General features: G+C 44.3%; 15 protein-coding genes and 1 tRNA gene. All 16 read left to right on the top strand.

Features of this window, described 5'->3' with window-relative positions; translation table 11 throughout:
• The first annotated feature begins 2 nt into the window (after positions 1 to 2).
• The 16 genes from I4V44_RS07665 (at position 3) to nrdG (ending at position 18,993) form a co-directional block, all read left to right on the top strand.
• Positions 3 to 2,171 (top strand): RNA degradosome polyphosphate kinase, encoded by a 2,169-nt coding sequence (locus I4V44_RS07665; RefSeq protein ID WP_196002555.1) that lies wholly within the window; start codon positions 3 to 5, stop codon positions 2,169 to 2,171.
• A 255-nt stretch (positions 2,172 to 2,426) separates the two neighbouring features.
• Positions 2,427 to 2,498: transfer RNA gene (locus I4V44_RS07670), tRNA-Glu, on the top strand.
• A 347-nt stretch (positions 2,499 to 2,845) separates the two neighbouring features.
• Positions 2,846 to 4,771, top strand: a complete 1,926-nt coding sequence (locus I4V44_RS07675) for a DNA gyrase/topoisomerase IV subunit B (RefSeq protein WP_044952445.1) — start codon at positions 2,846 to 2,848, stop codon at positions 4,769 to 4,771.
• A gap of 72 nt (positions 4,772 to 4,843) precedes the next feature.
• Positions 4,844 to 7,090: a DNA gyrase/topoisomerase IV subunit A gene (locus I4V44_RS07680; RefSeq protein ID WP_119241278.1), complete on the top strand. Its 2,247-nt coding sequence runs from the start codon at positions 4,844 to 4,846 to the stop codon at positions 7,088 to 7,090.
• Between the two features lie 151 nt (positions 7,091 to 7,241).
• Entirely contained in the window at positions 7,242 to 7,706 is a 465-nt protein-coding gene (rimP, locus tag I4V44_RS07685; protein ID WP_008707593.1) for a ribosome maturation factor RimP, read from the top strand.
• A 24-nt stretch (positions 7,707 to 7,730) separates the two neighbouring features.
• The gene (gene nusA / locus I4V44_RS07690; protein ID WP_022380143.1) at positions 7,731 to 8,951 is read left to right on the top strand and encodes a transcription termination factor NusA; all 1,221 of its coding nucleotides are present in this window, start codon (positions 7,731 to 7,733) and stop codon (positions 8,949 to 8,951) included.
• Positions 8,935 to 9,210 carry an RNase P modulator RnpM gene (rnpM, locus tag I4V44_RS07695; RefSeq protein ID WP_008707588.1) on the top strand — a complete coding sequence of 92 codons (276 nt, stop codon included), beginning with the start codon at positions 8,935 to 8,937 and terminating at the stop codon, positions 9,208 to 9,210. The genes nusA and rnpM overlap by 17 nt, the downstream gene beginning before the upstream one ends.
• Positions 9,161 to 9,499: a L7Ae/L30e/S12e/Gadd45 family ribosomal protein gene (locus I4V44_RS07700; protein ID WP_008707587.1), complete on the top strand. Its 339-nt coding sequence runs from the start codon at positions 9,161 to 9,163 to the stop codon at positions 9,497 to 9,499. The genes rnpM and I4V44_RS07700 overlap by 50 nt, the downstream gene beginning before the upstream one ends.
• 3 nt (positions 9,500 to 9,502) lie before the next feature.
• A complete protein-coding gene (gene infB, locus I4V44_RS07705; protein ID WP_196002556.1) occupies positions 9,503 to 12,328 on the top strand; it encodes a translation initiation factor IF-2 in 2,826 nt (941 codons plus the stop codon).
• Positions 12,329 to 12,496: 168 nt separating this feature from the next.
• The gene (gene rbfA / locus I4V44_RS07710) at positions 12,497 to 12,892 is read left to right on the top strand and encodes a 30S ribosome-binding factor RbfA (RefSeq protein WP_008707585.1); all 396 of its coding nucleotides are present in this window, start codon (positions 12,497 to 12,499) and stop codon (positions 12,890 to 12,892) included.
• A 14-nt stretch (positions 12,893 to 12,906) separates the two neighbouring features.
• A complete protein-coding gene (locus tag I4V44_RS07715; RefSeq protein ID WP_196002557.1) occupies positions 12,907 to 13,869 on the top strand; it encodes a DHH family phosphoesterase in 963 nt (320 codons plus the stop codon).
• Entirely contained in the window at positions 13,866 to 14,753 is an 888-nt protein-coding gene (gene truB / locus I4V44_RS07720; RefSeq protein ID WP_334297960.1) for a tRNA pseudouridine(55) synthase TruB, read from the top strand. The genes I4V44_RS07715 and truB overlap by 4 nt, the downstream gene beginning before the upstream one ends.
• 8 nt (positions 14,754 to 14,761) lie before the next feature.
• A complete protein-coding gene (locus tag I4V44_RS07725; RefSeq protein WP_025577184.1) occupies positions 14,762 to 15,658 on the top strand; it encodes a bifunctional riboflavin kinase/FAD synthetase in 897 nt (298 codons plus the stop codon).
• A gap of 141 nt (positions 15,659 to 15,799) precedes the next feature.
• Positions 15,800 to 16,066, top strand: a complete 267-nt coding sequence (gene rpsO, locus I4V44_RS07730) for a 30S ribosomal protein S15 (RefSeq protein ID WP_008707580.1) — start codon at positions 15,800 to 15,802, stop codon at positions 16,064 to 16,066.
• A 338-nt stretch (positions 16,067 to 16,404) separates the two neighbouring features.
• Positions 16,405 to 18,498 (top strand): polyribonucleotide nucleotidyltransferase, encoded by a 2,094-nt coding sequence (locus I4V44_RS07735; protein ID WP_196002559.1) that lies wholly within the window; start codon positions 16,405 to 16,407, stop codon positions 18,496 to 18,498.
• Positions 18,499 to 18,504: 6 nt separating this feature from the next.
• A complete protein-coding gene (gene nrdG, locus I4V44_RS07740) occupies positions 18,505 to 18,993 on the top strand; it encodes an anaerobic ribonucleoside-triphosphate reductase activating protein (RefSeq protein WP_196002560.1) in 489 nt (162 codons plus the stop codon).
• Position 18,994 lies beyond the last annotated feature (1 nt).

Below are 18,994 nucleotides of genomic sequence, written 5' to 3' on the forward strand. Positions count from 1 at the left end.
TTATGGACTTTGAAAAATTTGAAAAGAAAGAATATTTCGTGAATCGCGAGCTGAGCTGGCTCAAATTTGATGAGCGTGTTCTGAGTGAAGCAAGAGATAAAAATCTTCCTTTGTTTGACAGACTGAAGTTCTTAAGCATTACCGCATCCAATCTGGATGAATTCTTTATGGTGCGTGTGGCGTCTCTTAAGGATCAGGTACATGCAGGATATCATAAAACAGACATTGCAGGAATGACAGCCAAGGAACAGTTAAAAGAAATCAGTGTCCGTACCCATGAACTGGTTCATGTACAGTATAATACCCTGAACCGTTCTCTGATCCCTGCGCTTGAGAAAGCAGGAATGCACCTGGTGGCAGCCCATGAGAATCTTACAGAAGCACAGAGTGCATTTGTAGACAGATACTTTGAGGATAATGTATATCCGGTACTTACACCGATGGCGATGGATTCTTCCAGACCGTTTCCGCTGATCAGAAACAAGACATTAAATATCGGTGCCCTGATCTCCAAGAAGGAGAAGAGTGATAAACTCAACAAAAAGGATAAAGCAGGAGAACTTCTGTTTGCTACAGTGCAGGTTCCGTCTGTGCTTCCAAGGGTGGTGCAGATTCCGTCAAAGAAGGATGGAGATACCACAGTGATCCTGCTGGAAGAGATTATTGAAAGAAATATTGACAAACTTTTCCTGAGTTATGATGTGATATGTGCCCATCCTTACCGTATTATGCGTAATGCGGATCTTACCATCGATGAAGATGAGGCAGAGGATCTGCTGGTGGAGATCCAGCGCCAGTTAAAGAAACGTCAGTGGGGTGAGGTTATCCGTCTGGAAGTAGAGGATAAGATGGATGAACGCCTGCTGAAGATTCTGAAGACGGAATTTGATATCAAAGAGGCAGATATTTTTGAGATAAACGGACCTCTGGATCTTACCATGCTTATGAAAGTATATGGTGCGGATGGCTTTGATGCTTACAAGACACCGAGATATCAGCCGGCACCTGTACCGGAATTTCAGAATGAGAAGGATATTTTCCAGGTGATACGTGAGGGCGATGTATTCCTGCATCATCCTTATATGAGTTTCGATCCTGTTGTAAATTTCGTGCGTCAGTCAGCGAAAGATCCGGATGTTCTGGCTATTAAACAGACTCTGTATCGCGTCAGCGGCAATTCACCGATCATTGCTGCCCTTGCGCAGGCAGCAGAAAACGGCAAACAGGTTTCCGTACTGGTAGAGCTGAAAGCACGTTTTGATGAAGAAAATAATATTGTATGGGCGAAGAAGTTGGAGAAGGCAGGATGTCATGTAATCTATGGGCTGGTAGGCCTTAAGACACACAGCAAGATCACACTGGTTGTACGCAGAGAAGAGACAGGAATCCGCCGTTATGTGCATCTGGCGACCGGAAACTACAATGATTCCACTGCAAAACTCTATACAGACTGCGGTATCTTTACCTGCGATGAACGTTTCGGTGAAGATGCAACAGCAGTATTTAACATGCTCTCCGGATATTCTGAACCGAAAAGCTGGAATAAGCTGATCGTAGCACCAATCTGGATGAAGGACAGGTTCTTAAGCCTGATTGAACGTGAGGCAGAGAATGCGAAGAAAGGACTTCCGGCGTTAATCCGCGCAAAGATGAATTCTCTCTGTGATCCGAAGATTATTGCTGGATTGTATTATGCATCTTCCTGCGGAGTTCAGGTGGAGCTTCTGGTAAGAGGTATCTGCTGTCTGAAAGTAGGAGTGCCGGGAATCAGTGAAAATATTCATGTCCGTTCTATTGTAGGGGAATTTCTGGAGCATAGTCGTATTTTCTATTTTGAAAACGGCGGAAACCCGGAAATCTATATGGGAAGTGCGGACTGGATGCCGCGTAACCTTGACCGCAGGGTAGAGATTGTTTTCCCTGTGGAAGATGAGAAGATTAAGAAAGAGCTGGAGCATGTACTTGATCTGGAGTTTAAGGATAATGTAAAAGCTCATATCCTGCAGCCGGATGGAACTTATGTGAAGCCGGATAAACGAGGCAAAGCCCAGATTAATTCTCAGATGGAATTTTGTATGGAGGCAACTGAGAAAGCAGCACTTCATAAACACGAAGAAAAGAAATCCCGTGTATTCATTCCGGCAGAGCCTGCGGAGGATATAGAGGAATAAGAAACAGTCAGAAACAGAAATAAATAACTGGGAAATGTCATGGAAAGCGGTGGAGCTGCCATGGCATTTCTTCTCTGGAACAAAAAATAAAAACCTTTTTTGTGGCAAAAACCGCGTAAATACAGGGCTTTTTGAACGAAAAATTCGAGAAAAATAAAAAAATTGAAATTTTTTTAAAAAAGTACTTGCATTTTAGAAAAAGATGGTGTATATTAAACGAGTCGACAGCGAAGAGCGAACGACAGATAAACAAATGGCCAGTTGGTCAAGGGGTTAAGACGTCGCCCTCTCACGGCGAAAACACGGGTTCGATTCCCGTACTGGCTGCTAACAAAATAGTGAGAAAATAACCAGAGCTTAGGCTCTGGTTATTTTTTGTGTTCAGAAAATTTATAACTGTGTGGAAAGAAAAAGTTGACAGCTGAAAAAACCAATGATAAGATAAATGCACTCAAATTATAACAGAACAGGCTTACAGTCAGAAAAGGATCAGAATTTCGGTTCTGATTATTTTTTTGTATTTTATTCTATTGATAAGGAATGTTTAGGATTGAAAAAAAATAAAATTTCAGTTATAATACGAACAAACGTTTGCGAAATAAAAGTTATTTCCTGATTTGCAGTAAGCAATCTGGTTGATGTTGATATATAGAAAGAAAGGAAATGTAACAGACATGGCAAAGAAAAACACCTATGATGCAGGGAGCATCTCTGTCCTGGAAGGTCTGGAGGCGGTTCGTAAGCGTCCGGGAATGTACATCGGAAGTGTTTCACGAAAAGGATTAAATCATCTCATTTATGAGATCGTAGATAACGCAGTAGATGAACATCTGGCAGGATACTGCAGTCTGATCCATGTGATTCTGGAGAAGGATGGTTCCTGTACGGTTACGGATAATGGAAGAGGAATCCCGGTAGATATGCATGAGAAAGGAGTGTCGGCAGAGAGACTTGTATTTACAACTCTTCATGCAGGCGGTAAATTTGATAATTCTGCCTATAAGACCAGCGGAGGACTTCATGGAGTAGGCTCTTCGGTTGTGAATGCCCTGTCTACATATCTAGACATTAAGATCAGTCGTGACGGATATGTGCATCATGATCACTATGAACGGGGAATCCCGACCATTGAACTTGAGGAAGGGTTGCTGCCGAAGCTGGGTAAGACCAGACAGACCGGAACCAGTATCAATTTCCTGCCGGATCCGGAGATTTTTGAAAAGACCAGATTCTCAGCAACAGAAGTAAAGAGCAGACTTCATGAGACTGCATATCTGAATCCGGAACTGACTATTCGCTTTGAGGATAAAAGAGGTGCAGAGGTCGAGGATATTACCTATCATGAGCCGGACGGTATCATTGGATTTATCAAAGATCTGAACCACAGCGCGGAAGTCCTGCATGATCCGGTTTACCTGAAAGGGGAAGCAGACGGCATTCAGGTAGAGGTGGCATTTCAGTTTACCAATGAATTTCGTGAGAATGTACTGGGCTTCTGTAATAACATTTACAATGCAGAGGGCGGTACTCATCTGACCGGATTTAAGACTACATTTACTACAGTCATGAATACTTATGCGAGAGAGATTGGTGTTCTTAAAGACAAGGATCCGAACTTCACAGGTGCAGATATCCGTAACGGAATGACAGCAGTTGTTTCCATCAAGCATCCGGAACCTCGTTTCGAGGGACAGACCAAGACAAAGCTGGATAATCAGGATGCATCACGCGCAACCGGAAAGGTTGTAGGAGAGCAGATGGTACTCTATTTTGACAGAAATCTGGAGACTCTTAAGACCATCCTTTCCTGCGCAGAGAAAGCAGCAAAGATTCGTAAAACAGAGGAGAGGGCGAAGACGAATCTTCTGACAAAGCAGAAATATTCCTTTGACTCTAACGGAAAGCTGGCAAACTGCGAGAAGAAGGATCCTTCCCAGTGCGAGATCTTTATCGTAGAGGGAGATTCTGCGGGAGGTTCCGCAAAGACTGCCCGCAACCGTAATTATCAGGCAATCCTTCCTATCAGAGGTAAGATTCTGAATGTGGAGAAGGCTACTATTGATAAGGTGCTTGCCAATGCGGAGATTAAGACCATGATCAATGCATTCGGATGTGGATTCTCCGAAGGATACGGAAATGACTTTGATATTACGAAGCTTCGTTACGACAAGATTGTGATCATGGCTGATGCCGATGTGGATGGGGCGCATATTTCCACACTGCTCCTTACTTTATTCTATCGTTTCATGCCGGATCTGATTACTGAGGGACATGTGTATATTGCCATGCCGCCATTATATAAAGTCATGCCTAAGAAGGGGCAGGAGGAATACCTGTACGATGATAAGGCACTGGAGAGATACAGACGTGCCCATAAGCCGGGAAGCTTTACTCTTCAGAGATATAAAGGTCTGGGCGAGATGGATGCGGAGCAGCTCTGGGAGACGACTCTGAATCCGGAAACTAGAATGATGAAGCGGGTGGAGATTGAAGATGCGAGACTTGCATCAAGCGTGACAGAGATTCTGATGGGAAGCGATGTCCCGCCGAGAAAGAAATTTATCTATGAGCATGCACAGGATGCAGAGCTGGACATCTGATTTCGCCGGAGTGTTATGTGGAAATTAAGACAGATACATGGATATGTGTCTGAGATGGAGGAAAGAAATTAAATGGAAACAAAACAGGAGAATGTGATTCCTACCGACTATGCGGAGGTCATGCAGAAATCCTATATAGATTATGCCATGAGTGTTATTATCTCCAGAGCCCTGCCGGATGTGCGTGACGGATTGAAGCCTGTACAGAGAAGAACTCTGTATGATATGTATGAACTGGGTATCCGTTATGACAGACCATACAGAAAATGTGCCCGTATCGTAGGTGACACCATGGGTAAATATCACCCCCATGGTGACAGTTCGATCTACGAAGCACTTGTGGTAATGGCTCAGGATTTTAAGAAAGGCAAAACACTGGTTGACGGACATGGAAACTTCGGTTCCATCGAGGGCGACGGTGCAGCGGCCATGCGATATACAGAAGCCAGACTGGAGAAACTGACACAGGATGTCTTCCTCGAAGATCTGGATAAGAATGTAGTAGATTTTATGCCGAACTTTGACGAGACAGAGAAGGAACCGGTGGTACTTCCTGTCAGAATCCCGAATCTGCTGGTAAACGGAGCAGACGGTATTGCGGTCGGTATGGCAACCAGTATTCCACCGCACAATCTGGGTGAAGTGGTAGATGCTGTAAAAGCATATATGAAGAATAACGACATCAGTGTCAAAGGGCTGATGCGCTATCTCAAGGGACCGGATTTCCCGACAGGTGGTCTGGTAGTAAATAAAGATGACCTGCTCAGGATTTACGAGACAGGAACAGGGAAGCTCCGTGTCAGAGGTAAAGTGGAGACAGTGAAGCTCAAAGGCGGCAGACAGCAGCTTGTGATCACAGAGATTCCTTACACAATGATCGGGGCAAATATCGGAAAATTCCTGAATGATATTGCGTCTCTTGTGGAAAACAAGAAGACAACAGATATCGTGGATATTTCCAACCAGTCTTCCAAAGAGGGAATCCGTATTGTTCTTGACCTGAAGCGTGACGCAGATGTAGAGAATCTTACAAATATGCTCTATAAGAAGACAAAGCTGGAAGATACTTTTGGCGTGAATATGCTGGCAGTTGCGGATGGCAGACCGGAGACTCTGAGTCTGAAGCAGGTGATCGAGCATCACGTAGATTTCGTATTCGATGTCACGACCAGAAAGTACACCACACTTCTGAATAAAGAGCAGGAGAAGAAAGAAATCCAGGAAGGTCTGATCAAGGCATGTGATGTGATCGACCTGATCATCGAGATCCTGCGAGGAAGCAAGAACAGAGAACAGGTAAAGAAATGCCTGGTTGACGGTGTGACAGAAGAAATCAGGTTCAAGAGCAAATCAAGCGAGAAAGCTGCGCAGAAGCTGCATTTCTCAGAGAAACAGGCAGCTGCGATCCTGGATATGCGTCTGTACAAACTGATCGGTCTGGAGATCGAGGCACTTCAGGCAGACTATGCAGAAACAATGAAGAACATTGCCATTTATGAAGATATCCTGAATAATTATGATTCCATGGCAGAAGTGATCATGAAAGAACTGGATCAGATCAAGAAAGAATACGGTACGAAACGCCGCACAGTGATCGAGAATGCAGAAGAAGTTGTCTATGAAGAAAAGAAGATGGAAGAAATGGAAGTCACATTCCTCATGGACCGCTTCGGATATATGCGGACCATTGATAAGTCTGCATATGAGAGAAATAAAGAAGCTGCCAATGCAGAGAACAAATATGTGTTTAACTGTATGAATACAGATAAGATCTGTATCTTTACAGATAATGGAAAGATGCACAGTATCAAGGTGGCAGATATTCCGCTGGTTCGTTTCAGGGATAAGGGGACACCGGCAGATAATCTGAGCAATTATGACAGTGCACAGGAACGTATGCTCTATGTAGCACCACTGGCATCTGTAAAAGAAAATACACTTCTGTTTGTCACTGCTGCATCCATGTGCAAGCTGGTGAGTGGTGCAGAGTTTGATGTGGCGAAGAGAACGATCGTGTCTACGAAACTTGCTGAAGAGGATTCTCTGATTTTTGTGGGTTCTGCGGATGAAATGGAACAGGTGGTATTCCAGAGTGAAGGCGGATATTTCTTAAGATTTCAGAAACAGGATATTTCTGCTATGAAGAAAACATCTATCGGGGTGCGTGGAATGAAACTGGCAGAAGGAGATAAGCTGGATCATGCATATCTTCTGGAAAGCCGTCAGGAATATACCATTACTTACCATGATAAACCCTATGTTCTCAACAGGATAAAACTGTCCAAACGGGACAGTAAAGGAATAAAACCACGTATATAAAACCAACAAATCCGCTAAAATCAAGGTTTTTGCAGGAAAAGCCTTGCAATTGCCGGAAATTGGTGTTACAATACATCTAAATTAGAACTTGTTGACAAAGGAGTGGGCGTGAGCCCACTCTTATTTGTTGCATGGAAAGGCAGGTGGGAAAATGAGCAGACGGGAAGAGTATGAAAAGCGCGCAGAGGAACTTCTGGCACCGATCGTAGAACTTAACGGCTTTGAACTGGTTGATGTAGAATATGTGAAGGAAGCAGGTAACTGGTATCTGAGAGGATACATTGACAAACCAGGCGGAATTACAGTAAATGACTGCGAGACAGTCAGCAGAGCATTCAGTGACAAACTGGATGAGAATGATTTTATCGAAGACAGTTATATCATGGAGATCAGTTCGCCGGGACTGGACAGACCGCTGAAGAAAGACAAAGACTTTGAGAGAAACATGGGAAAACTGGTGGAAATCCGTACCTACCGGCCAATCGAGAAGCAAAAAGAGTTCTGCGGGATTTTGACCGCATATGATAGTAACAGTGTGACAATCGATGAGGATGGAACCGAGCGTGTTTTTGATAAGAAAGACACAGCCCTGATACGCCTCGCAATAGAGTTTTAGTTAATTCGGGAGGATAAGAAAAAAATGAGCAGAGAGTTAAAGGAGGCACTGGATATCCTTGAAAAGGAGAAGAGTATCAGCAAAGATACTCTGCTTGAGGCAATTGAGCAGTCTCTGATCCAGGCCTGCAAAAACCATTTTGGAAAAGCTGACAATGTACATGTAACTATTAATCCGGAAACCTGCGATTTTTCAGTGTATGCAGACAGAAGTATCGTAGAATACGTAGAGGATCCTGCAATGGAGATTTCTCTGGCAGATGCTTTGAAGATCACATCAAGAGCTGAGATCGGAGGCATGATACAGGTTCCGATCCAGTCTAAGGAATTCGGACGTATTGCGACACAGAATGCAAAGAACGTTATCCTGCAGAAAATCCGTGAGGAAGAACGTAAAGTGCTGTATGATGAATACTATGGAAAAGAAAAAGAAGTAGTAACCGGTATTGTACAGCGTGTGATGGGCAAGAATGTAAGCATCAATCTTGGTAAGGCAGATGCAGTATTAAGTGAGAATGAACAGGTGAAAGGGGAAACCTTCCAGCCGACAGAGAGAATAAAGGTGTATATTCTTGAAGTCAAGGATACCCCGAAGGGACCTCGTATTCTGGTATCCAGAACTCATCCGGGACTTGTGAAACGTCTCTTTGAGTCAGAAGTTGCAGAAGTAAAAGACGGAACTGTTGAGATCAAGAGCATCGCACGTGAGGCCGGTTCCCGTACAAAGATCGCTGTATGGAGCAACGATCCGGATGTAGATGCAGTTGGTGCATGCGTAGGTATGAACGGCGCACGTGTCAATGCAGTAGTTGAGGAACTTCGCGGTGAGAAAATCGATATCATCAACTGGGATGAGAATCCTGCGATCCTGATCGAGAATGCATTGAGCCCTGCAAAGGTTATCGCAGTTATGGCAGATCCTGATGAGAAGACAGCTCTGGTAGTTGTTCCTGATTATCAGCTGTCCCTTGCAATCGGTAAAGAAGGTCAGAATGCACGTCTTGCTGCAAGACTTACAGGATTTAAGATTGACATCAAGAGTGAGACTCAGGCAAAAGAAGCCGGTGATTTCTATGATTATGATGATGACGAGACTGCAGAAGATGCAGCTGAGGCATCAGCAGAGGAAACTTCAGCAGAAGATTCCCTGACAGAAGAAACCGAAGCAGAAGAAGTTTCAGAGGAAGTTCCTGTAGAAGAAGAGCCACAGGCTCAGGAAGCAGGAGAGAATGAAGACGAAGAATAAGATTCCCATGCGCCAGTGTACCGGCTGCAGGGAAATGAAAAGCAAGAAAGAGATGCTCAGAGTTCTTAAGACTACAGAAGATGAGATCGTGCTTGATACTACTGGTAAGAAAAACGGCAGAGGCGCATATCTGTGTCTTTCCAGAGAATGTCTGGATAAAGCGATTAAAAATCATGGACTTGAGCGTTCACTGAAAACTGCGGTTCCGGATGAGGTATACGAACGACTTAAGAAGGAGCTGGAAGATATTGAAAAATAACAGAGTACTGTCGCTGATAGGGCTGGCTACCAAAGCAGGCAAGACCGTAAGCGGAGAATTTTCCACAGAGAAATCTGTAAAGACCGGAAAAGGACTGCTTGTGATCGTTGCTGAGGATGCCTCCGAGAATACAAAGAAGAAATTCAGGAATATGTGCAGTTTTTATGAAGTTCCGATTTTCTTCTTCTCAGATAAAGAGAGCTTAGGCAGAGCAATGGGAAAGGAGTACCGCGCCTGTCTGGCTGTCCAGGATGAGAACTTTGCGAAAGCAATCATGAAGGAGGTATAGCGATTGTCAAAATTAAGAGTACATGAGCTGGCCAGAGAGCTTGGACGACAGAACAGAGAAGTGATCGAGTTTCTGAAATCAAAAGGCGTTGATGTAAGAAGCCATATGAGTATGGTGGATGAGCCTGCGGTTTCGGAAGTAAAGAATAGATTCAGAAAAGACAATAATAACAGGGGAAAGGAGCATATTGCGAAATTGGAGACTCCCAAGACAGAAGAAAAGGTTGTAACAGCAAAATCGGAAGGAGATAAAACTGAAACACCTAAAAAGAAAAAAAATATTATCCGTGTTTTTCATGCACAGAATGCAAGTGACGGAGGAAAAACAAGAAAGAAATCTGTGAAAGCTGAAGGCGAGAGAACAGGTTCACCAAGAAATGCAGAAGGAAGAAATTCCGACAGTTCAAGAACAGACGGTGACAGACCAAGAAGAAATAATAATGACCGCCCAGGTACAGGCAACAGAAGACCGGACGGACAGAACCGTCAGGGAAGACCTCAGGGTGAAGGAAGATCCCAGGGAGATAACCGCCAGGGAGGACGTTTTGGCCAGGGAAGAAACCAGGGCGAAGGAAACCGTCAGGGAAGACCTCAGGGCGAGGGAAGATCCCAGGGAGGACGTTTCGGACAGGGAAGATCCCAGGGCGATGGTCAGGGCCGTCCGGGCGGAAGATTCCAGGGCGATGGAAATCGTCAGGGAGGACGTTTCGGACAGGGAAGACCACAGGGAGATGGAAACCGTCAGGGAGGAAGACCGCAGGGCAATGGCCAGGGTCGTCCGGACGGAAACAGAAGTGAAGGACGTGACGGACGCTTCGGCGGCAGTCAGGGACGTCAGGGACAGCGCCAGAATACAAGAAAGAATGACGATATGGCATTTGCACCGGAACTGACAAAGACTTCCAAAGACAGCAAGAGAGAAAGAGACAGAGAGAACAAAAACAAGAAAAAAGATTTTGATAAGACACAGAGTGGCGGACGCAGACCAAATCAGGGTGGATTCAATAAGAATTCCAGAATCCCGAAAGCTCTGCAGAAACCGGCTCCGCAGCCAAAACAGGAAGAGAAGAAACCTGAGGTTAAGGAAATCACACTTCCGGAGAAGATGACGATCCGCGAACTGGCAGAAGCTATGAAAATGCAGCCGTCAGTAATTGTGAAGAAGCTCTTTATGCAGGGTATGATGGTTACCGTAAACCATGAGATCGATTTTGAGAAAGCTCAGGAGATTGCTCTGGAATATGATATCATCGCAGAACCGGAAGAGAAGGTAGACGTTATCGAAGAACTCCTCAAAGAGGATGAAGAAGACGAAAAAGATATGGTTTCAAGACCACCTGTAGTCTGTGTTATGGGGCACGTTGACCATGGTAAAACATCTCTTCTGGATGCAATCCGTAAGACAAATGTAACACGTGGAGAAGCCGGCGGTATCACACAGCACATCGGTGCTTCTGTAGTAGAGGTTGGCGGACAGAAGATTACATTCCTGGATACACCTGGACATGAAGCTTTCACAGCTATGCGTATGCGTGGTGCAAACTCCACAGATATTGCAGTTCTGGTTGTAGCAGCTGATGATGGTGTGATGCCTCAGACAGTAGAGGCTATCAGCCATGCGAAGGCGGCAGGCGTTGAGATCATAGTTGCAATCAACAAGATTGATAAGCCAAGTGCTAATATTGAGCGTGTAAAACAGGAACTTTCTGAATATGAACTGATTCCGGAAGACTGGGGCGGAAGTACGATTTTTGTTCCTGTATCCGCACATACAGGAGAGGGAATCGATACTCTTCTTGAGATGATCCTTCTTACAGCCGAGGTATGTGAATTAAAGGCAAATCCGAACCGTTCCGCAAGAGGTCTTGTAATCGAGGCTCAGCTTGATAAAGGTAAAGGTCCGGTTGCCACGATCCTTGTCCAGAAAGGTACTCTTCATGTGGGAGACTTTATTGCAGCAGGAGCATGCAATGGTAAGGTTCGTGCCATGATGGATGATAAGGGACGCAGGATTAAAGAAGCAGGTCCTTCTACTCCTGTAGAAATCCTGGGACTTGGTGATGTGCCGAATGCAGGTGAAATTCTTCTTGCATTTGACAGTGATAAGGAAGCTAAGAACTTTGCAGGTGCATTTGTATCTGAGAACAAGAACCGTCTTCTTGAGGAGACTAAGGGCAAATTATCTCTGGATAATCTCTTTGATCAGATTCAGGCAAGCGATCTGAAGGAACTTCCGCTCATTGTCAAAGCAGATGTACAGGGATCTGTGGAAGCTGTAAAACAGAGTCTGACCAAACTTTCCAACGAAGAAGTGGTTGTAAAGGTGATCCATGGCGGTGTTGGTGCGATCAATGAGTCTGACGTAAGTCTTGCGGCTACATCAAATGCGATCATTATCGGCTTTAATGTCCGCCCGGATGCAACCGCAAAACAGCTTGCTGAGCAGGAAGGTGTAGATCTTCGTCTGTACAGAGTTATTTATCAGGCAATCGAAGATGTAGAAGCTGCCATGAAGGGTATGCTTGATCCTATATTTGAGGAGAAAGTTATCGGTCATGCGGAAGTGCGTCAGCTGTTCAAGGCATCCGGTATTGGTACGATTGCAGGAAGCTATATTCTGGATGGTATCTTCCAGAGAAACTGCAAGGTTCGTATTTCCAGAGAAGGCGAACAGATATTTGAAGGTGAGCTTGCATCCCTGAAGAGATTCAAAGACGATGTTAAGGAAGTTAAGGCAGGATACGAATGTGGCCTTGTATTTGACGGATTTAACGATGTGAAAGAGGAAGATAAAGTAGAAGCTTATATCATGGTAGAAGTACCGAGATAGTAATGGTTTATAAAGGTAGGGTGCGCGATTCATAGTGTCAGGTACAGTGTGGTGCGCACCTTGACTTGATTGTGGTAATTCAGAAAATAATGTGATCAGGATAGTCGATGATCCGGATTGCTCACAGTATTTGACAGAATTGCCGGATATATAGGAGTAAAACTTAAAATGAGAAAAAACAGTATTAAGAATACCCGGATCAATGGGGAAGTCCAGAAGGAACTCAGCACCATTATCCGCAACGAGATCAAGGATCCGCGTATTCATCCGATGACTTCTGTCATGGCTGTAGAAGTGGCTCCTGATCTGAAAACCTGCAGAGCATATATCAGTGTGCTGGGTGAAAAAGAAGCAAAGGAAGCGACGATCAAAGGTCTGAACAGTGCAGAAGGCTACATCAGACGCCAGCTGGCGCGTAATTTAAACCTGAGAAATACACCGGAGATCCGTTTTATCCTGGACGAATCTATTGAGTATGGTGTAAATATGTCAAAGCTTATTGATGATGTTACCAAGAAAGACAGCAACTCCCACAGACAGGATGAGGAGCAGGATGAGAATTAAAAGAGGATGAGAACATGGAAAATATTGCGGAAATACTGGAAGGTGTGAAAACAATGGGAATCGGCGGACATATCCGTCCGGATGGTGACTGCGTTGGTTCCTGTATGGCGTTATATTTATATGTAAAAACCTATTATCCGGAAATTCAGGCAGATGTGTACCTGGATAATCCCAAACCTGTTTTCGGACATATTGACTGTATGGATGAGATTAAAACAGAGCTGGACGGTGACAAAGAGTATGACCTTTTTGTTACCTGTGATGTAAGTGCAAGAGACAGACTTGCCATTGCAGGTCCATACTTTGACACTGCAAAAAGAACAGCATGTATTGATCATCATATCAGTAACTCCGGATTTGCACAGGTGAATCATATCAGGAGAGAGGTAAGCTCTGCCTGTGAAGTTCTCTATGGGCTTTTTGATCCTGAAAAAGTGGTCCGTACCATTGCAGTGCCGATCTATACGGGAATGGTTCATGACACAGGGGTATTTCAGTACTCTTCAACTTCACCGGAGACCATGCGTATTGCCGGGGAACTGATGAAGACAGGATTCAATTTCAGTAAGATCATTGACGAATCTTTCTATCAGAAAACTTATGTGCAGAATCAGGTAATGGGGCGTGTTCTTGCAGAAAGTATCCTGCTTCTGGATGGAAAATGTATTATCGGATATCTTAAAAAAAGAGACATGGAGTTCTATGGTGTGGATGGCAAGGATCTGGACGGTATCGTCAGTCAGCTTCGTCTTACAGCGGGAGTGGAAGTTGCCATGTTTATCTATGAAGTGGAAACTCAGTCTTTCAAAGTTTCCCTGCGTTCCAACGGAAATGTGGATGTAAGCAAGATTGCAGTATATTTTGGCGGCGGCGGTCATATGAGAGCAGCAGGATGTGATCTTCAGGGTTCTGTGTATGATGTGATCAACAATGTGACAGAACAGATCTGCAAACAGTTTCAGGAGCAGGAAGTCTGATGGATGGAGTAATTGTAATCCGTAAGGAAAAAGGATTCACTTCCCATGATGTGGTGGCAAAGCTTCGGGGAATCCTTCATATGAAGAAAATCGGACATACCGGAACTCTTGATCCGGATGCAGAAGGAGTGCTCCCGGTGGCTCTGGGAAAAGCAACCCGTCTGGTGGATATGATCACAGATAAAGAGAAAACTTATGAGGCAGTGATGCGTCTGGGTGTTGTTACGGATACCCAGGATATGAGCGGAACTGTTCTCTCACAGACTACAGAGCTTTCCGTTACAGAAGAAGAGCTTTGCACAGTGGTCAGTTCTTTTGTGGGAGACTATATGCAGGTGCCGCCAATGTATTCAGCACTGAAGGTCAATGGAAAGAAACTCTATGAACTTGCCAGAGAGGGCAAGACTGTGGAGCGTAAATCAAGACCTGTACATTTTTATGAGATAGAAATTCTGGATATCAGTTTTCCGCTGGTGCGTTTTCGTGTGACCTGCAGCAAGGGAACCTATATCCGTACTCTGTGCCATGATATAGGGGAAAAGCTGGGCTGTGGAGCTGCCATGGAAAGTCTTTTGCGGACAAAGGTGGGCAGATTTACACTGGATGATGCCATTACCCTGGCGCAGACAGAAGAGGCGGTGCAGGAAGGAACCATAGAGAGTAAAATCCTCGGTATTGAGGAGATTCTTGCAGAGTATCCAAGGGTATGCTGTACAAAAGAAGGGGACAGACTTCTGGCTAATGGAAATCCTCTTGTACAGGCACTGGTCGATGCACAGGAGAAAAACGGATGGATCCGTATGTGCAGCAGTGAAGGCAGTTTTGCCGGAGTTTACCAGTGGGACGAGAAAAGAAACAGGTATTTCCCTGTAAAAATGTTTTAGGAGACATGATGGAATATTTAAGGATTGAGAATGATTTTCCCAGAATTTCACACAGTGCGGTAACACTTGGGAAGTTTGACGGCATACACCGCGGACATCAGAAACTGGTTGAGAAAATTATTGAGCAGAAACAGGAAGGTGCACAGGCGGTTGTACTTGCGCTTGGAACTGCCTCAAGAACAATCCTCACAAAGGAAGAGAGATGTCGTATATTGGAAGAAATGGGAGTGGATATACTGTTGGAATGTCCGCTCACAGAGAAAATACGGCACATGAAAGCAGAGAATTTTATAAAAGAAATACTGATAGGAGATCTGCAGGTTTCCTATGTGGCAGTTGGAGAGGATTTCCGTTTTGGCTATGAGCGGAAAGGAACTCCTGCCATGCTCAAAGAGTTCGGAAAGAAATATGGATTTCATACGGAAGTCCTGCCAAAAGAAATGGACGGACGCCGTAAGATTAGTAGTACCTTTGTCAGGGAAGAACTGAACAGAGGGAATATGGAAAAATTCCGTTTCCTTATGGGAACAGATTTCTCAGTAGAAGGAATCGTTGAACATGGACGTGGAATGGGACATAAATATCTGCTTCCGACCACCAACCTGATCCCTCCGGTAGAGAAACTGATGCCTCCAAACGGGGTTTATATCACAGTATCCCATTTCAGAGACAGAAGTTATCAGGGAATTACCAATGTAGGTCATAAGCCTACTGTTGGCGGCGAGAAGTTTATTGGTGTGGAAACATATCTGTTTGACTGCAATGAAGATCTGTATGGGGAATACTGCAAGGTGGATTTCAAAAAATTCCTCAGACCTGAACAGAAGTTTTCTTCGCTGGAGGCACTGAAGGCACAGCTGGAGAGGGATGCTGTGAAGGGACAGGAATATTTTGAAACTTTGTAAAAAAGAGGTTTACACGCCAGAATCAATGTGCTATACTAACCAAGGTGAATTTAGCCCATGTTCAGGGACCGGATGCTCCGACCATCTCTTAATGTGTGGCGGTCAATCAATAATAATTATAGAATACAGGAGGAAATCACAATGATTTCAAAAGAAAAGAAAGCAGCGATCATGAAAGAATATGCAAGAACTGAAGGCGATACAGGATCACCGGAAGTACAGGTAGCAGTTCTTACAGCAAGAATTCAGGAACTTACAGAGCATTTACAGAGCAACCATAAAGATCATCACTCCAGACGTGGTCTTCTGAAAATGGTAGGTCAGAGACGTGGACTGTTAGCTTACCTGAAGAAAACAGACATCGAAAGATACCGTGCACTGATTGAAAAATTAGGCTTAAGAAAATAATAGCCTTTTAGTATGCGGAAGGGGGCGGATTTCCATCCGCCTCCCTTTTTATGCAAGTGGAATTGTTGTTTTAATGTGTATGCAATGCGTATTCAGAAACTATGAAACGCAGCAGGAGTTATTTCCGAGACTACTGAAAAGATTATTTTGCAAAATAACTGAAAAAGTAGTTTTTTCAGTTGTTTCGGACTCCTGTTTTAATGTGACATTGTAATACCATGTAAATTTGAAAATTGCCGTCTGATACAGGAATATCTGTCCTGATTGGGGGAAGGCAAAAATTCACAGAAAGATTTGAAAAAATAATAACCAGAATATGAAAAAAGGAGAATGAACATATGTACAAAAGTTATTCCATGGAATTAGCCGGAAGAACCTTGACAGTAGATATCAACCGCGTTGCAAAACAGGCAAACGGTGCAGCATTAATGCATTATGGTGATACTACAGTATTATCTACAGCAACAGCATCTAAAGAGCCAAGAGAAGGAATCGATTTCTTCCCGTTAAGTGTTGAATATGAAGAGAAAATGTATGCAGTAGGCAAAATCCCGGGAGGATTTAACAAGAGAGAGGGAAAAGCAAGCGAGCATGCAATCCTTACTTCCCGCGTGATCGACAGACCGATGCGTCCTCTGTTCCCAAAGGATTACAGAAATGATGTAACACTGGTAAACATGGTTATGTCTGTTGATCCGGAATGTAATCCGGAGATTCCGGCTATGCTGGGTTCTGCTATTGCAACCTGCATTTCCGATATCCCCTTTGACGGTCCATGTGCAACCACACAGGTTGGTCTGATCAATGGTGAATATATCATCAACCCTACCATGGCACAGAAAGATGTATCTGACCTTCAGCTTACAGTAGCTTCCACAAGAGAGAAAGTAATCATGATCGAAGCCGGCGCAAAAGAAGTTCCGGAAGACAAGATGATCGAAGCTATCTATAAAGCTCATGAAGTAAACCAGGAGATCATCAAATTTATCGATAAGATCGTAGAAGAATGCGGAAAACCGAAACACAGCTACGAATCATGTGCAGTTCCGGAAGAACTCTTCGCAGCGATCAAAGAAATCGTACCTCCGGCAGAAATGGAAGTTGCCGTATTCTCTGACGATAAACAGACAAGAGAAGAAAATATCCGTCAGGTAACAGAGAAACTGAAAGAAGCTTTTGCTGACAAGGAAGAGTGGCTTGCAGTTCTGGGTGAGGCTGTATATCAGTACCAGAAGAAGACTGTCCGCAAGATGATCTTAAAAGACCACAAACGTCCTGATGGTCGTGCCATTACTCAGATCCGTCCTCTGGCAGCAGAGACAGATATTATCCCGAGAGTACATGGTTCTGCTATGTTCACACGTGGACAGACACAGATCTGTACCATCACAACTCTGGCTCCTCTTGCAGAAGCACAGAAGCTTGACGGACTTGACGAATTTGAAACTTCAAAGAGATATATGCATCACTACAATTTCCCGTCCTACTCTGTAGGTGAGACAAAACCATCCAGAGGACCGGGACGTCGTGAGATCGGACATGGTGCACTTGCTGAGAGAGCATTAGTTCCTGTACTTCCAAGCGAAGAGGAATTCCCATATGCGATCCGTACTGTATCTGAGACATTTGAATCCAATGGTTCTACTTCTCAGGCAAGTATCTGTGCATCCACAATGTCTCTGATGGCAGCCGGTGTACCGATCAAAAAACCGGTAGCAGGTATTTCCTGTGGTCTGGTAACAGGCGATACAGATGATGATTACATTGTTCTCACAGATATCCAGGGACTTGAAGACTTCTTCGGAGATATGGACTTCAAGGTAGCCGGAACTCATGACGGTATCACAGCAATCCAGATGGATATCAAAATCCATGGACTGACAAGACCGATCGTAGAAGAAGCAATCAGACGTACAAAAGAAGCAAGAGAATATATCCTGACAGAAGTTATGGAGAAATGTATTGCAGCTCCACGTACATCTGTAGGCGAATATGCTCCGAAGATCATTCAGATCCAGATCGATCCTCAGAAGATCGGTGATGTTGTAGGTCAGAGAGGAAAGACTATCAATACGATCATCGAGCGTACAGGTGTTAAGATCGATATCACAGACGAAGGTGCGGTATCTATCTGTGGAGTTGATCAGAAGAGCATGGATGAGGCAGCTAACATGGTTAAGATCATTGCAACTGATTTTGAAGCAGGACAGATCTTTACAGGTAAAGTTGTCAGCATCAAAGAGTTTGGTGCATTCGTTGAATTTGCACCGGGTAAAGAGGGAATGGTACACATTTCCAAGATCTGTAAAGAAAGAATCAATCGTGTTGAGGATGTTCTCACACTTGGTGATAAAGTTAAGGTTATCTGCCTTGGCAAAGACAAGATGGGAAGAATCAGCTTCAGCATGAAGGACGTACCGGAAGAAGCGTAAAAAATTATGAGATATCACAATATTACCAAGGACGATATGCTTAATGGCGACGGACTTCGTGTAGTGCTCTGGGTGGCAGGATGCAATCACTGCTGTCCGGAGTGCCAGAATCCTGTCACCTGGGATCCAAACGGCGGACTGCCTTTCGGCGAGGCAGAACGCAAGGAGATTTTTGCGGAACTGGATAAGGATTATGTGAGCGGAATTACCTTTTCAGGTGGAGATCCACTGCACCCGGCAAATATCACTGAGGTAACAGCCTTTGTGAAGGAGATCAGAAAGAGATATCCTGGTAAAACAATCTGGCTTTATACAGGTTTCCTCTGGGAGGAGATCTGCAAAGAAGAGATTGTGCGTTATCTGGATGTCTGCGTAGACGGTGAATTTGAGGTGGACAAGAAAGAACTTTCCCTTAAATGGAAAGGTTCCAGCAATCAGAGAGTGATCGATGTTCCCAAAACTCTTCATGAAGGAAAAGTCGTATTGCATAAATAAG

This window comes from Blautia sp. 1001283B150304_161114_C9 (assembly GCF_015668165.1).
In the GTDB taxonomy this organism is placed as follows: domain Bacteria; phylum Bacillota; class Clostridia; order Lachnospirales; family Lachnospiraceae; genus Blautia_A; species Blautia_A wexlerae.

What these genes read in the sequence shown, in the direction of transcription:
- I4V44_RS07665 (WP_196002555.1), top strand. Translation starts at nt 3, where the DNA reads ATGGACTTTGAAAAATTTGAAAAGAAAGAATATTTCGTGAATCGCGAG.
- I4V44_RS07675 (WP_044952445.1), top strand. Translation starts at nt 2,846, where the DNA reads ATGGCAAAGAAAAACACCTATGATGCAGGGAGCATCTCTGTCCTGGAA.
- I4V44_RS07680 (WP_119241278.1), top strand. Translation starts at nt 4,844, where the DNA reads ATGGAAACAAAACAGGAGAATGTGATTCCTACCGACTATGCGGAGGTC.
- rimP (WP_008707593.1), top strand. Translation starts at nt 7,242, where the DNA reads ATGAGCAGACGGGAAGAGTATGAAAAGCGCGCAGAGGAACTTCTGGCA.
- nusA (WP_022380143.1), top strand. Translation starts at nt 7,731, where the DNA reads ATGAGCAGAGAGTTAAAGGAGGCACTGGATATCCTTGAAAAGGAGAAG.
- rnpM (WP_008707588.1), top strand. Translation starts at nt 8,935, where the DNA reads ATGAAGACGAAGAATAAGATTCCCATGCGCCAGTGTACCGGCTGCAGG.
- I4V44_RS07700 (WP_008707587.1), top strand. Translation starts at nt 9,161, where the DNA reads ATGAGGTATACGAACGACTTAAGAAGGAGCTGGAAGATATTGAAAAAT.
- rbfA (WP_008707585.1), top strand. Translation starts at nt 12,497, where the DNA reads ATGAGAAAAAACAGTATTAAGAATACCCGGATCAATGGGGAAGTCCAG.
- I4V44_RS07715 (WP_196002557.1), top strand. Translation starts at nt 12,907, where the DNA reads ATGGAAAATATTGCGGAAATACTGGAAGGTGTGAAAACAATGGGAATC.
- I4V44_RS07725 (WP_025577184.1), top strand. Translation starts at nt 14,762, where the DNA reads ATGGAATATTTAAGGATTGAGAATGATTTTCCCAGAATTTCACACAGT.
- rpsO (WP_008707580.1), top strand. Translation starts at nt 15,800, where the DNA reads ATGATTTCAAAAGAAAAGAAAGCAGCGATCATGAAAGAATATGCAAGA.
- I4V44_RS07735 (WP_196002559.1), top strand. Translation starts at nt 16,405, where the DNA reads ATGTACAAAAGTTATTCCATGGAATTAGCCGGAAGAACCTTGACAGTA.
- nrdG (WP_196002560.1), top strand. Translation starts at nt 18,505, where the DNA reads ATGAGATATCACAATATTACCAAGGACGATATGCTTAATGGCGACGGA.